At 58.3% G+C, this 12,515-nt stretch carries 20 protein-coding genes and 1 pseudogene; 12 read left to right on the forward strand and 9 right to left on the reverse strand.

Features of this window, described 5'->3' with window-relative positions; genetic code table 11:
• Entirely contained in the window at nucleotides 1–723 is a 723-nt protein-coding gene (locus tag IVB22_RS39500) for an HAD family hydrolase (RefSeq protein WP_247522534.1), read from the reverse strand.
• A 270-nt stretch (nucleotides 724–993) separates the two neighbouring features.
• Nucleotides 994–1,419, reverse strand: coding sequence for a hypothetical protein (locus IVB22_RS39505; protein ID WP_247522535.1), 426 nt, complete (start codon nucleotides 1,417–1,419; stop codon nucleotides 994–996).
• Between the two features lie 264 nt (nucleotides 1,420–1,683).
• On the opposite strand from IVB22_RS39505, the gene IVB22_RS39510 reads away from it, so the two are divergent.
• The gene (locus tag IVB22_RS39510) at nucleotides 1,684–1,965 is read left to right on the forward strand and encodes a hypothetical protein (protein ID WP_247522536.1); all 282 of its coding nucleotides are present in this window, start codon (nucleotides 1,684–1,686) and stop codon (nucleotides 1,963–1,965) included.
• Nucleotides 1,966–2,138: 173 nt separating this feature from the next.
• Here the strand turns inward: IVB22_RS39510 and IVB22_RS39515 are convergent, their stop codons facing one another.
• Nucleotides 2,139–2,312: a hypothetical protein gene (locus IVB22_RS39515; protein WP_247522537.1), complete on the reverse strand. Its 174-nt coding sequence runs from the start codon at nucleotides 2,310–2,312 to the stop codon at nucleotides 2,139–2,141.
• A 345-nt stretch (nucleotides 2,313–2,657) separates the two neighbouring features.
• Nucleotides 2,658–2,942: a hypothetical protein gene (locus IVB22_RS39520; RefSeq protein WP_247522538.1), complete on the reverse strand. Its 285-nt coding sequence runs from the start codon at nucleotides 2,940–2,942 to the stop codon at nucleotides 2,658–2,660.
• Nucleotides 2,943–3,107: 165 nt separating this feature from the next.
• Between IVB22_RS39520 and IVB22_RS39525 the strand changes: the two genes are divergently transcribed.
• Both IVB22_RS39525 and IVB22_RS42225 read left to right on the forward strand, forming a co-directional pair.
• On the forward strand, nucleotides 3,108–3,293 hold the full coding sequence (locus IVB22_RS39525; protein ID WP_247522539.1) for a hypothetical protein: 186 nt from the start codon (nucleotides 3,108–3,110) through the stop codon (nucleotides 3,291–3,293).
• Between the two features lie 2 nt (nucleotides 3,294–3,295).
• Nucleotides 3,296–3,493, forward strand: a complete 198-nt coding sequence (locus IVB22_RS42225; protein ID WP_374207857.1) for a PilZ domain-containing protein — start codon at nucleotides 3,296–3,298, stop codon at nucleotides 3,491–3,493.
• 88 nt (nucleotides 3,494–3,581) lie between these two features.
• Here IVB22_RS42225 and IVB22_RS39530 read toward each other — a convergent pair whose 3' ends face one another.
• A complete protein-coding gene (locus IVB22_RS39530) occupies nucleotides 3,582–3,773 on the reverse strand; it encodes a CsbD family protein (protein ID WP_247522541.1) in 192 nt (63 codons plus the stop codon).
• A 788-nt stretch (nucleotides 3,774–4,561) separates the two neighbouring features.
• On the opposite strand from IVB22_RS39530, the gene IVB22_RS39535 reads away from it, so the two are divergent.
• From IVB22_RS39535 to IVB22_RS39555, 6 genes and pseudogenes are all read left to right on the forward strand, one after another.
• Entirely contained in the window at nucleotides 4,562–5,122 is a 561-nt protein-coding gene (locus tag IVB22_RS39535; RefSeq protein ID WP_253075357.1) for a hypothetical protein, read from the forward strand.
• Nucleotides 5,123–5,139: 17 nt separating this feature from the next.
• Nucleotides 5,140–5,241: pseudogene (locus IVB22_RS41765) on the forward strand (DNA ligase); the annotation flags it as partial.
• 12 nt (nucleotides 5,242–5,253) lie between these two features.
• A complete protein-coding gene (locus tag IVB22_RS39540; RefSeq protein WP_247522591.1) occupies nucleotides 5,254–5,859 on the forward strand; it encodes a hypothetical protein in 606 nt (201 codons plus the stop codon).
• The gene (locus IVB22_RS39545; RefSeq protein ID WP_247522542.1) at nucleotides 5,849–6,085 is read left to right on the forward strand and encodes a hypothetical protein; all 237 of its coding nucleotides are present in this window, start codon (nucleotides 5,849–5,851) and stop codon (nucleotides 6,083–6,085) included. Before IVB22_RS39540 ends, IVB22_RS39545 begins: the two co-directional genes overlap by 11 nt.
• 459 nt (nucleotides 6,086–6,544) lie before the next feature.
• Complete coding sequence (locus tag IVB22_RS39550) at nucleotides 6,545–7,036, forward strand: DUF421 domain-containing protein (protein ID WP_247522544.1); 492 nt, start codon at nucleotides 6,545–6,547, stop codon at nucleotides 7,034–7,036.
• A 171-nt stretch (nucleotides 7,037–7,207) separates the two neighbouring features.
• On the forward strand, nucleotides 7,208–7,744 hold the full coding sequence (locus IVB22_RS39555) for a DUF4142 domain-containing protein (protein ID WP_247522546.1): 537 nt from the start codon (nucleotides 7,208–7,210) through the stop codon (nucleotides 7,742–7,744).
• A gap of 501 nt (nucleotides 7,745–8,245) precedes the next feature.
• Here IVB22_RS39555 and IVB22_RS39560 read toward each other — a convergent pair.
• From IVB22_RS39560 to IVB22_RS39575, 4 genes are all read right to left on the reverse strand, one after another.
• Nucleotides 8,246–9,115 carry a YihY/virulence factor BrkB family protein gene (locus IVB22_RS39560; RefSeq protein ID WP_247522547.1) on the reverse strand — a complete coding sequence of 290 codons (870 nt, stop codon included), beginning with the start codon at nucleotides 9,113–9,115 and terminating at the stop codon, nucleotides 8,246–8,248.
• Nucleotides 9,116–9,194: 79 nt separating this feature from the next.
• Entirely contained in the window at nucleotides 9,195–10,142 is a 948-nt protein-coding gene (ligD, locus tag IVB22_RS39565) for a non-homologous end-joining DNA ligase (RefSeq protein WP_247522548.1), read from the reverse strand.
• Entirely contained in the window at nucleotides 10,139–10,729 is a 591-nt protein-coding gene (locus IVB22_RS39570) for an alpha-ketoglutarate-dependent dioxygenase AlkB (RefSeq protein ID WP_247522549.1), read from the reverse strand. The genes ligD and IVB22_RS39570 overlap by 4 nt, the downstream gene beginning before the upstream one ends.
• Nucleotides 10,716–10,970, reverse strand: coding sequence for a hypothetical protein (locus IVB22_RS39575; protein ID WP_374207858.1), 255 nt, complete (start codon nucleotides 10,968–10,970; stop codon nucleotides 10,716–10,718). Before IVB22_RS39575 ends, IVB22_RS39570 begins: the two co-directional genes overlap by 14 nt.
• A 326-nt stretch (nucleotides 10,971–11,296) precedes the next feature.
• On the opposite strand from IVB22_RS39575, the gene IVB22_RS39580 reads away from it, so the two are divergent.
• Genes IVB22_RS39580 through IVB22_RS39590 form a run of 3 tightly spaced genes read left to right on the forward strand, consistent with a single transcriptional unit; the run spans nucleotide 11,297 to nucleotide 12,509 of the window.
• Nucleotides 11,297–11,914, forward strand: coding sequence for a cysteine hydrolase family protein (locus IVB22_RS39580; RefSeq protein WP_247522550.1), 618 nt, complete (start codon nucleotides 11,297–11,299; stop codon nucleotides 11,912–11,914).
• Nucleotides 11,915–11,916: 2 nt separating this feature from the next.
• A complete protein-coding gene (locus IVB22_RS39585) occupies nucleotides 11,917–12,240 on the forward strand; it encodes a hypothetical protein (protein WP_247522551.1) in 324 nt (107 codons plus the stop codon).
• Nucleotides 12,241–12,251: 11 nt separating this feature from the next.
• Nucleotides 12,252–12,509, forward strand: coding sequence for a hypothetical protein (locus IVB22_RS39590; RefSeq protein WP_247522552.1), 258 nt, complete (start codon nucleotides 12,252–12,254; stop codon nucleotides 12,507–12,509).
• The last annotated feature ends 6 nt before the right edge of the window (nucleotides 12,510–12,515 follow it).

The raw sequence follows: 12,515 nt of genomic DNA on the forward strand, positions 1-12,515 counted from the left end.
TCACTTAACGGAACATCGACGTCCCGTGCCTCGATGTCGATGTTTTCGCTGCCGATGGCGTGAGCCGCGTCGCGGGCGACATTTCCTGCACTCTCCCCGTGTCCCGGACTCCCGCGCCACCGCCAAACACCCGGCCTGCAGGAGGGTCTCTTTTGAGAACCCGCCAGTTAGAACGCCTCCTGCAGCCGTGCCTGTCCCTTGGGCCGCTTCCGCATCGTAGGGTGTATCGCCGATCATCACGACCTCCGATCCCGGGAGACCAAGCTTTCTTAAAGCCAAACCCACCAATCGGGGATCTGGCTTTCCATGCTCTACGTCATCGCCGCAAGCCATAGCGTCTATCAGATCGTTTACGTTCAGAAGCGCCAAGTACCGTCTCAGTTCAGGCCCCTTGCAGTCCGTGGCGAGCGCGATCTTGGCGCCATCTTTCTTCAAAGCCTGGAACATTTCTCGCACTTCGGGGAATGCTTTGATGCCGCTCAGATAGGTTTTTCGGTAGTGCGAAGCCCGGTTAGTTAGCACCTTCTTGCGCGTCGGCTCATTGAAGCCCGGAGCAAGCAGTTGCAGCGCCTGATCACCATCGAGGCCGACATAGAGTTGCGAGGTCTCGTATGGAATGGTTAGCCCAAAGTCAGCCAAGGACATCTGCAGGCTAAAAATTGTCTGAGGCACGCAGTCGACGAGCGTGCCTTCCACGTCGAAGATGTAACCGGCAGAGTGCATGGAACCTCCGAAACACAAACGCGCCCGGCCCCGCATCGTTTCAAAAATTTCACGGAGCGTGCCGTCCCGAGATGACCATTGGTGGCTTTGTGGCTCGAAAGTGTGCCCGCCGAGAAAGGCGCTCACAGGATCAGGACGCCCAAAGTGCCACGGCGCGTGATTGCGCCGGCAGACGCAGAACCTGAGTCGCGGCGGTGCGGTGGGATCGACCGCCATCACCCGACACAGTTCAAGCGAACGAGTTGAGAAGGGCTTCAGTCCCTCGCTGGATCACCGCTCCTCGTCCGGATGCACCCACTTGTAGGGCGTGACCTCGCGGGCCTCGGTCAGCTTAATTATGCGGACCGGCGGCGCCGAGCGACCTTTCCGACAGGACCGGCACTTCAGTGAGGCTTCCAGCTTCCATATGGGCGTGTCCCGCGGCCGACGGATGGCGTAGAGCGGCAGGCTCGCCCGCGTCTTGCAGCGATTGCATTCGACCTCGAGCCAGCCTAGGCCGCCGTCGAGGCATTGGCCGATGGTAGGGGACGGCTGCGCGGGTCCGCCGTAGCCCTCCATGCGGATCGACCATGCTTCGGCCTCGGCGCGATCGGCTTCGCGGGCGGCCTTCCTGGCTTCTTCCCGGGCGCTCTTGGCGCGAATGTCGGCGCCCATGATCCGGCCGCCCCAGATTACCTCGCGCGATTTGGTGCTCATAGCCGGCCATTACAGCGCCACCGCCCCGGACTCGCAATCCACGACCCCTTGCGGCGATCATCAGGTGGGGCGCTTCCGCTTGGTCAAGCCACCGCCGCGCTATCGGGAAAATGTTGCAATCATTGGAACTCCGGACACGGCGAGGCGTCGATTCCTCGCTTCCGGCCGATGCCCCCAAAGCCCCCCTGGCTGGAAGAAAACCTGCCTCCAGGTTGGCGGCCCCAGCCTGAAAACCTGGGCCGTTTTGGCTCGCTGGATGGTGGAATGCCCATGCACTTCAGCCGCATTGCTCCCGCGACACAGGAGCTGGAGATTCGGCAGAGGCTCATGCTGGCATCGTTGGAATTACCGCATTGGCTGATGATCGCAGGGGCCTTGCTGGTGGTCGCTGGCTTTATTGGTCTCCTAATCAGCGGGAAGAAAGTGGACGAAATTGATCCACCTCCCGACGAGCCGACCGATACTCCTGGCCAGCAGATGCGGCCATTGCCAAGCCTTCTCGACTCCAGGCCAAAGAACAGCGAAAACGGCCTCACGCCGACATAGAGGCTGGGGCCATTCCTCATTCAAGCGGCCAGGAACAGGAACGAAAGCAATGAGCGGCTGTTTTCCTTGGGTGAAACAAACAAAACCTAGGGAGATCATTTAATGAAGAAGATAATGTTGGCTTCGGTCTGCATCTTGGCACTCGCTTCCCCTACGGCCTTCGCGCAGACCGCTCAGCCCAGCGGCGGTGCGTCGAGCCAAGGCAATGTTGGACCAGGCGCGTCGGAGGGCGCGATGAAGGACGGCACCGGCACCATGAACAAAGGCACCACCGGGGCTAGCAGACCGTCGCCCGGAGGAGACGCCAGCACTTCCGGCGCAGACACCGCGGCCGGCGTCAAAAACACGGGCACTGCCACCACACCGGGTGCCGTAAAGGACGGCGTAAACAAACAGTAGAGACGCTGTAAGAGGCCGCCCGTTGGGGCGGCCTCAATCTTGAGAAAAGGGTCCGCCCAGAATCCCGCGAACCGCCGCCCGAGCAGGGCAAGGCACACGCTCACCCCGAAAACAGGTGCGGTCGAACAGAGTCCTGGGTGCAAAGTGGACTAACGAACGGCACTTCACGCCCATAGAATTACTGTTGCGCCACGGTCGGCACAGCGCGATACGGCTACAACTCACCAACGGCGCCCGACCCGCTTACGGCTTCTGCCAGCTTTTCCTCACGGTCCTGCGATCCGAATTACTTTTCATCCTTTTCGTTTCTTGGTCTGGCGTGCTTGCGTCGGCAGGGCTACCGGTTGTGCCGGCTGATCCAGTTGTTCCGGCTGGGCCCCCTCCACCGGCGGCACCTGTGCCGCCAGCACCGGCCGCTCCGCCACCTGCGCTGCCGGCACCAGCGCCCCCGCTACCTGCGCCGCCCCGGCGCCCGCGCCTGCTCCGCCCGCACCCCCAGCCCCTCCTGCACCTTGGGCGACAGCCAACGTTGAGCCCAGCGCAAAGAACAATGCTACCGCGATCGCTGATACTTTCATGGTCGTTCTCCTTGTACCGTGGAAGCACCGGCAATTTTTTTTGACGCTGCCTTCGTTCCTATTATTTCTGCGGCGAAATGCGCCGATCGCGAATCCGCGCGATAGGAACCATTCTTCGCGGGGAGCTTAAGCCAGTGAGAGCAGCATCGCGCCCCGGAGGACGACATGACATCAAATCCAAGGAAACCACTACAGCCCGAAGATTTCCCCGTTGATGTCAAAGGTCAGAAGATCAAGAAGCAGGACGGCACTCCCATTGCAGATGCGGAGGATCCCATCGTTGCTGACGAAATCGCAGAGCGCCTGAACGATGATGAAGCCAGGCGCGAAGAAGACAAGTGGTCAGCCTGATTATGAAAGGCACCATTGAATTTGGCGGGCAAGTGGCTGCCTGTGTCATTCGCAACCATTCCGAGACCGGGGCCGCCTTAGAGCTATCCGGCAGAATCGAGCTTCCAGCGCAATTTACATTGCTGGTCACCTCAGACCGCATCAAATGCATAGCAATTTGGCGTACGGGAAAAATGATCGGAGTCAAGTTCCTCTTATAAGTCGCGGGGCATAAAAATGGCCCGGCGCAAACCGTGCACCGAGGCCATATGCAATCAACAACGGCGTCGTAATTCGGCGAGTGACTATTTACTTTTTGAGGTCATCGGCAGCATCACGCGCCGCGTCCTTTACGTCACCCGCAACATTGTGGGCGCTACCCTTCGCCTTGTCCAGCTTACCCTCGGCTTCCATCTCCTTGTCACCGGTCAGCTTGCCAGCGTTCTCTTTGATAGAACCCTTTGTCTTCTCGGCGACTCCTTTAACGTGCTCGCGATCCATCGCGCTCTCCTTTCGGTTAGGGGGTGCGGGGAAACGCTCGATATATTCCTTCGTTCCTAACGGACAAATCTGACAGAGTAGTGTTACAAAGTGCACAAAACTCACGATCGAGCGCAACACTCAAGATGGCATCTCGCGATCGCAATAGGAACGTTCCTTATTAAGCCGAATAGACTTCCTGCCTGTCGGTTCAATATCAAAAACCCTCCAAGGGCCGCAGGTGCGGTCCTGATGCGCTCCATCAGGCCGTTTTTTTCATCTAGGAACGCTATTCTTTGGCTTGTGTTGCTATTCCGTGCCGAAGGCATATCGGCACAGCATGACACACACCGAGACGGCCTCATCTTTCCGCCCCCCTGCTGAGGCCGTTGAGGCCTTGCCCGCCAGACCAAGCGGAAGCGTGAGTTGCCGCCTGTCTTCGTTCTCGTGGCGCTCGACGGATGCCTCCAGGTGCGCGGGGACTTCCCTCATCTGCATGTCGGAGCGCCGGCGGATTTCGGCTCCGAGACATCGCGCGCCCAGCGCTCGCGTACATTGAAACTGACGACGCGCACGGGGCTCGTATATTGGCCGTCAAGCAAATCGCTGATGATGGTTTCAAGATCGGTCGCCTCAACATCGGTCTCACACCATGCAAGGCGGTGCCGGCCGAAATCGCTCACCTCTAACTAAACGTTCTGATCCTCTCGGCACAATCGCAGGCGTCCAATCTGCCCATAACGCAACTCCACGACGCAAACGTCACCCATGAGCATAGCCGATCGCGCCGCGAGGCTCGACTCGCAATTTTGCCAACGGTTGCCTATTTATCCCGCATGCCGAAGGGTGGTTCGACCCTGCGTTCCGTCGCGCCTCATAATGCGGTTCCGGCTTTCCCGAGCGAAACGGTTCGCCCCTGCCAGTTTGAATCAGCTTTAGTGGCGTGCAGTTTTGTTGTGGCGTTTCAGCGCAAGAAGGCGGCGGCGATCGGCGTGAAGGCGCCCTTCCCCGGATTCGTCGAGCCCGCGCTGGCAGCGTCGATTGACAAAGTGCCGTCCGGCGATCGCTGGATTCATGAGATCAAGTTCGACGGCTACCGCGTGCAGGTTCATTTAGTGAACGAAGCGGTAAAGGTTCTCACGCGCCGCGGCAACGACTGGACCAAACGCTTCAGGAAGATTGCCGATGATGCATGGCATATCGGCGCCGGCTCGGCCATCATCGATGGCGAAGTCGTCGTTCCCTCGGCTGACGGAACGACCGACTTTTCAGTGCTGCAGAATGAGCTTAAGGAAAAGTCGACCAAGATCGTCCCTCGTCACTTTCGATCTCCTTTATCAACGGCTATGATCTTCGAAAGCTGCCGCTGATCGAGCGCAAGGCGCATCTGAAGAAGATCATTGACGGCACAGACATCCAGTTCAGCGAAAGCTTCGACGTCGGCGGCAAGGAAATGTTCGCACACGCTTGCAAGGTTGGGTTGGAAGGAGTCGTCTCCAAGGTGCGCGACAGTCCCTATCTTTCCGGGCGCGGCCGGGACTGGGTCAAGAAAACCTGCGCTCTGCGCGAGACGCTAACCATTGCCGGCTTTGCGCTCGACGGTAACGATTGGGACGGCATCTATGTCGCTCGGCGCAAAGGCGATGACCTGATCTATGCCGGCAAAGTCGACCACGGCTTCGAAAAGCAATCTGCCGCTGAGCTGCGTAAGCGCCTCACGCCACTGATCCGCAAAACACTGCCCTACACGAAGCGGATTGCGCACAAGGGTATCTGGGTGGAGCCGGAGCTAAACGCCGAGATCGAGTACCGCGCCAAGTCTGCCGGGGGAAGGTACGCCATCCATTCTTCAAGGGCCTTCGGGAGGATCTTTAAATGGACTATTTTGAGAGCCCCTAAACAGCGAGATCACCGTCTCCCACCGAAATCGTTCCACGGCCCACCACAACAGACCAGAGCCTACGTCCGCACTTCTACGGGGCATCGGTTCGACGAGATTGATGATACAAACCTTCCTGCCCTTCAAAATGGGACCGTTTCAGTCCGGGAAGCTTGGCATGAATGGATCGTCAGTCAGTTCGTGCAGCGTCCTCATCGTGGAAGATGAGACAAAATCCGCCGATTTCGATCTCGCGGTTCTCGACGTGAATATTGCCGGCCAGCTGATCACGCCCGTGGCCGAGCTCATCGCGGCAAGACGGCGGCCCATCATCTTTGCGACCGGCTACGGCGTGTCGGGCTTACCCGAAGCATTCCGGGACCGCCCTGCTCTTCGGAAGCCCTTTATGATCGAGGGGCTGAAGGCCGCCATCGAACTTGCCGTGCAGCCTTAGGACCGGTCATCCGGGGGTCCCTTCTGGCGCAGGATGTTGGAGCGTGGTCGATCCCAAAGCTTGATCGCGACCAATGAAACTCCCCTCGCCGCTGCAAAGCGTAAGTCTACTGAAGAGAAGGGTCACCGTCCGCGCGGACCGTCGACCCCCCTTGCGAGTCGAAGCAGCCAGGAGGAAAGATTGTGCACGTATGGGCCGTCGAAGACGACTGGGACGTCGCCGATCTGAAAAGCAATACGTTCGAGCTGGAATGGCCGCCAAGAACGGGGCGGCGTCAAAAGTTTGCCGAACTTGATCGCGCCGCGTGGGTTGACGTTGAGGAGGCTCGGACGAGGATATTGAAGGGGCAGGCGGTTTTCATCGACCGTCTGCTGGCCAGGATCGCGGAGGGTTAAGTCCTTTACAGACGTCATTCATGAAGCGAGGCCTTCGTTTGGGCAGACACATCAGGAGTAAGCCATGGATCTATCCGTTGACTGGAGTTCCGTGTTCGTGCCGGCGATCGGACTTGCAGAGATCATTGTCCGCGGAAGCCTCATGTACCTTGGGCTGTTCATGATCATGCGGTTCATGGCGCGACGCCAAGCGGGACATTTCGGGCCTGCGGACCTTCTCGTCATCGTCCTGATTGCCGATGCCGCTCAGAATGGGCTTGGAAAAGAGTACGGCTCGGTCACGGAGGGTCTCACGCTTGTTCTTACTATCGTTGCCTGGGAATATCTGCTGGACTGGATAGCATGGCGCTTTCCAGTGACCCGGCCTTATCTGAAACCTCCCAGCCTTACGCTCATTCGCGACGGCAGGTTGATTCCTCAAAATCTGACAAAGGAAATGATTACCGAGGATGAACTTAAGTCGCAGCTGCGCGAACAGGGTGTCGATAAATACGAAGATATCAAGCTGGCTACTCTCGAAGGTGACGGACGGCTCAGCGTTCTGACTCAAAGATAGCGCAGAAGCCGTCTTCATTAGGCGAGGCGGTAGTGACTGCTCCAGGCTGGCTGTGACCGCACGGCGCCGGTTACGTAACTCAGCAAACGGCTCTCAAGCAGGCTGGCGCAGGAACCTTGTTTCTCAAGGAGGGTTGGGACGCTGAAATCCAACTTTCAGAGGAATTTAAACATGAAGAAATCCATCCTCGCGTTCGCAGTACTCGCTGCTCTCGCCTCCCCCTCATTTTCCCAGTCCATCGGTGAAAAGTCCGGAGTCAACTCCGCGCTTGGCATTGCGCCAAAGACCGAAGACTTTATCAAGGAAGTCGCCATGAGCGACATGACAGAAATCGAGGCCGCAAAAATCGCGCAGCAAGAAGGCAATGGTGAAGAGAAAAAGTTCGCCGGAATGATGCTCGCCGATCACACTAAGACAAGTAACGAACTCAAAGCCATGATTCCTGCTAATCTTAGAGCGGCTGTTCCGACCTCAATAGATGACGCCTCTCAGAAAAAGCTGGCCAAGCTGCGTGACGCCAAGCCCGAGGATTTCGCATCAGAGTACGACGCCATGCAAGTGAGTGCCCATAAGGACGCGGTGTCGCTGTTCGAGCGCTACGCGAGCGGTGGCGACGATCCTAAACTCAAGGACTGGGCTGGCAAGACCCTGCCGGCCCTAAGGCACCATTTAGAAATGGCTCAAGCACTTGATAAGAATCGGAAATAAACGAATGGCCCGCTGGTTATCCAAGCGGGCCATTTGCTTTCTTTTGATTGACTCGGAAGCGTCACTCGACTTTGGTCGCTTTAGTTCTCGGCCATTGATCCTGCGACGGTCTTTCCCGCGACCTGACGTCTCGATGCACCCGTCATTCGGATGAAACGTCAACTCAGCTGTTAGCGGCGAAAGCCCGGCACGAGGCCAGGCCTTCAGCTTATTCAACGGTTCAGTCCGCCCTGGCCTACCTTGCTGCCCCTGTCCCGGATCCTGGTTCTGCTGACCTGGCTTCTGACTGGGGTTTTGAACCCTGCTGGCCTTGTCCGGGGTCCTGGCTTTGCTGACTTGGCTTCTGGTTCGGGTTTTGACCCTGCTGACCGCCGCCCCCTCGGTTGTCCTGCTGGTTCTGCTGGCCCTGGTTGGGGTTCTGTTCGTTTGCCATTGATGAGTTCTCCTTTGCTGTCGTAGCAAAGGGGCAATGCGTCTATCCGACCGCCGTTCCTAATGCATTCAAGCCCGCCCGCGCGCTACGCCGGGAGCGGGGTGAGTTTCTGTTGAATGATGGCGATAACGCCTGGAGTAAGCGTGCGTGATCTCGGCGCCCATCAGGATGATTTGCGAGGTGTAGTAGACCCATATCAACACCACGACGATCGAGGCCGCGGCGCCGTAGGTCGATTCAAGCCCCTGCTTTCCGATATAGAGGCCGATCGCGGCCTTGCCCAATTCAAAGAAAAGGGCTGTGAGCAGCGCGCCGAGCCAGACGTCAGCCCAGGCGACAGAGACGTCGGGCAGCCATTTGAACATCATGGCGAACAAAACCGCCACAACAGCGAACGACGCCGGCATGCTGACGAGATGCAGAATCCCTTCGGGCAGATAGGGCGCGATGAATTCACCGGCGGCCGCGAGACCTGCCGTTACCAGGAGCGACACCAGGAGAAGAAAGCCGAGGGCCAGCACCGCTGCAAACGACAAGACGTAGCTGCGGGCGAAGTGCCACAGGCCGCTCTGCTTGGACTCTTCTACTTCCCACACGACATTGAGTGCGTCCTTCAACTGCACGACGACACCGATGGCGGCGAACAGCAACGCGCCTATTCCAAGGATCGTTGCGAGGACGCCTGCGGCGGGACGACTTGCCCCCGCCAGCATTGCCTCGACAGCCTTAGCACCGGTTTCTCCCAGCATCGCTTTTAATGACGAGATCACCTGGGCAGTGACGGCCTCCTGACCGAAGATGAGACCTGCAACAGCAATTGCAATCAGGATAATGGGTCCAAGCGAAAAGACGGAGTAATAGGCCAGAGCCGCTCCCTGACGGGCGTCCTTGTGGCTCGACCAGTTGGCTACCGCTTCCTTCGCTACTGTCCACCACATGGCTGTGCACCTCGCTTACCCCCGATAAGGCGACGCATACGCAAAAGTTCCTAGGTGGGAGCCGCAATCCGAACAGAACCTACCCGCGCGGCTTTTCGTGCTCCCGCGCGACCTCCTTTGCCTGCTTGTCCGCTCTAAGCCCCAGATAAACCGGGTGCCGCATTTCACCGGCCTTTGTCCACTCGGTAAACTTGACTTCCGCGACTAGAGACGGCTTGACCCAGGTCGTTACGGCTTCATCCTTCACCTTTGCTAAAAACGGGGACTTAGCAGTTTTGAGCGGCATGAGTTTGCCATGCAGCTCCCCAAGCGTTTTGTGGCTGAAACCTGTGCCGACATGACCGATATAGCGCCAACTATCCTGCTCGCGTACTGCAAGGACAAGGGCTCCAAAGAATGGGCGTGTCCGCCTTGGAACCGTGAACCCGGCAATGACGACCTCTTGCCGTTTCGAGGCCTTGATTTTCAGCCAATTGTCCGTGCGGGCGCCCGACAGATATTTGCTATCAGCGCGCTTGGCCATGATGCCTTCAAGACCTTTGCTTTCGGCTTCTTCGAAAAATTTTGTACCGAATGTTTTGCGATGCGCGCTCAACGCGAGGAGCTTGTGACGCGGCAAGATGGACCTTAGCCGCTTTTTGCGGTCGAGCAGCGGCAGTCCGCGCAAATCCTCCCCATCATGAAACATGAGGTCAAATGCGCAATATTGGAGCTTTGCATCATGACGCAGCGCATTCTGCAGCAGCTGGAAATGTGAGACGCCTTCTTTGTCGAGCGCCACGAGTTCGCCGTCGATTACGGCGTCACCTTTTACGTCCTGGAGCGCTTCCGCGACCTCGGAATAGCTGTGGCTGATGATCTTGCCGTTGCGGCTGTATAGCGTGACCTTGCCTCTCTGCGTTTTCGCGACCATCCGGAAGCCATCGTATTTGTCCTCGAAGACCCATCCCTTGTCGTCGAATGGCGCATCCGTAAGCGTCGCGAGCATCGGCTGCAGGCGTTTGGGCAAAGTCGATAGCCGGCTCACAGTCGGCTGTCCCGTTCGAGAATGTTGCGGAAGGTGATGGAATAGCGAAGCTTCGTGACTGCGGGAATGCTGTGCTCCCACTCAGTGCGCGAAGAGCCGCGCAGGAGATAGGCCGATCGGGGCTCCACGATCAGCTTGCGGCGTTCCCAGCCATTGGCGGCCTTCCTCCGCAGTCTGAATGTGCAGGAGGAAAGAAGAGAGATGCCCAGGACGTCGCCAAAGACGGAACGGTCTTTGTGCCAGCCGATCCCTGCGCCTGGTCCGTATTCAGTGATGAGGACCTGCTGGAAGTCTCCATACGCGATGCCGGCGAAGGCCTCGGCTCGCGCACGGAGGAAGGCAAGAAATTCCGGAACGTCCTCGGCCTTCGTGAGGCCGCCTCCATTGAAATCATAACGCCAGCCGAATGAAACCGTCCGGCGCTTCCCGGTGAAGCCGTGAAACTCGAATTCCCTGAATGGAAAGCACTCAATTTGGCGCAGCAGAAATTCTTCTTCCTCAGGACCGACGAATCCATCCTGATACTTCAGGCCTTGCGGAAGGAAGTCTTCCGCGAAGAGATCCTGCGTGGGATCAGCGCTGGGCAAGCGTTCTTTTCCGTGTGCGCGCCGTCGCGGGCTTGCGGTCGCCCCGGTCCCCCTGCCCTAGCGCAGCCTTTTTCTTTGCTTTCCTGCGACGATCCTGCGCGAGAGAGCGGCTGACGTCATCGCTCTCCTTGATGCGACCCTTCGCGTCACGGCGGATGAAACGCTTGTCACCGCGCGGCGCGATCAGCTCACGTTTGGGGGCCCGCTTTTTCGTCGCCCGCTTTTTCGCAGTCTTGGCCAATGTCATCTCCTCGTTCATTTTGATCTGCTCGGATTGATCGTCTTGCCTGTCCCAACACCCTGGGAAGCCTTGCGGTTCCACTTCTTCGGGCGTGCCGCCGCGAGCGGCGGCGGGCTTCGCTCCCTTCCGCGCGCCCGAGCCTGCGTCTCATATGGGTACGATCCCTCGCACAGAGGGGCCTTGTGTCCTGGCTCAGGAGCGAACTCGCTCTCGCCCTGCGCTGAGCTGCATCTCTGCGTCATTGCCGCAGGGGCGCGGCGCAACCCTTTCGGCAGGAACCAAGTTCTTCGGCCACCGTTGGAGCTGGCTTTCAGGGATGAAGGGCTATGTCAAAGAGCGATGCGTTACGGTATGGACCGCCCGGCGAAAGCGCAGTGCATTTGTGCGTCGATATGCAAAGGATGTTCGCGGAAGATACGCAATGGAAGATGCCATGGCTTAAGCGCGTGCTGCCCAATATCATTTCGATCACGGCTTCTCATTCCGAGCGGACTATCTTTACGCGCTTCATTCCAGCACAACATTCCGGTCAGGGCGTGGGGATGTGGCGGCATTATTATGAGCGTTGGGCGTCGATGACTATCGATGAGCTCGGCGCAAACATGATAGAAGTCATCCCGGAGCTGGCGAAGTTCGTTCCTCCCGCCCGCCTTTTCGACAAGCCTGTGTATTCCCCCTGGACCGGGAGCAACCTGCATCACCAGCTGCGCGGCGCCAGAATAGACACCGTCATCATCACCGGCGGCGAAACCGACGTCTGCGTGCTTGCAACCATGATGGGCGCTGTCGACTGGGGCTTCCGGGCCATCCTCGTGACGGACGCACTGTGTAGCTCGGCGGACGAGACCCACGACGCAATGATGAATGTTTACACGAACCGGTTCGGCCAGCAGGTGGAATGCGTGTCGACAGATACGCTCCTTGAAAGTTGGCGCGTCAGGTAACCATGAGCGCCGCGCTGACGTCATATCTTGTCGAGATCCTGCTTCCCAAGGAAACAGGCCACGGCAAGCACATCGGGCAAGGATGGTTTGAGGACTTATTGACCGAGCTGACCAAGAAGTTTGGCGGGGCAACCAGCTTCATACGCGCCCCAGGCCATGGGCTGTGGCGGAGCAACGGAACGACCAAGAGCGACAATATCGCAATCATCGAAGTCATGACGGATCAGCTGGAGCCGGAGTACTGGAAGGACCTGCGCGAGCGGCTCGAGAGGGAACTTTCCCGAGAGGAGGTCGTAATACGGGCTCAGGAAATCAGGCGGTTATGACGGATGGCGGAATGGAAGAACTCACGATCTTAAGAACGTTTGCGGCGGTGACGACGGTGGTCGCAGCCGCGCTCGTGGCCGCTAACTGGAATGCTCGCATTACCGTCGCCGGTTTTGTTATCTTCATCGTAGCTTCCATTGCCTGGATGGCTGATGGCTGGCTTGAAAACAAGCCATCGCTCATCATCCAGAACGTCATTCTCCTTCTGATCAACGTGCTCGGAGTCTGGCGCTGGTTTCCGAAGGCTGAGAAGGAAATCAAATCGTAAGAGAGC

Origin of the sequence: Bradyrhizobium sp. 190 (assembly GCF_023073415.1) — a bacterium.
GTDB lineage: Bacteria > Pseudomonadota > Alphaproteobacteria > Rhizobiales > Xanthobacteraceae > Bradyrhizobium.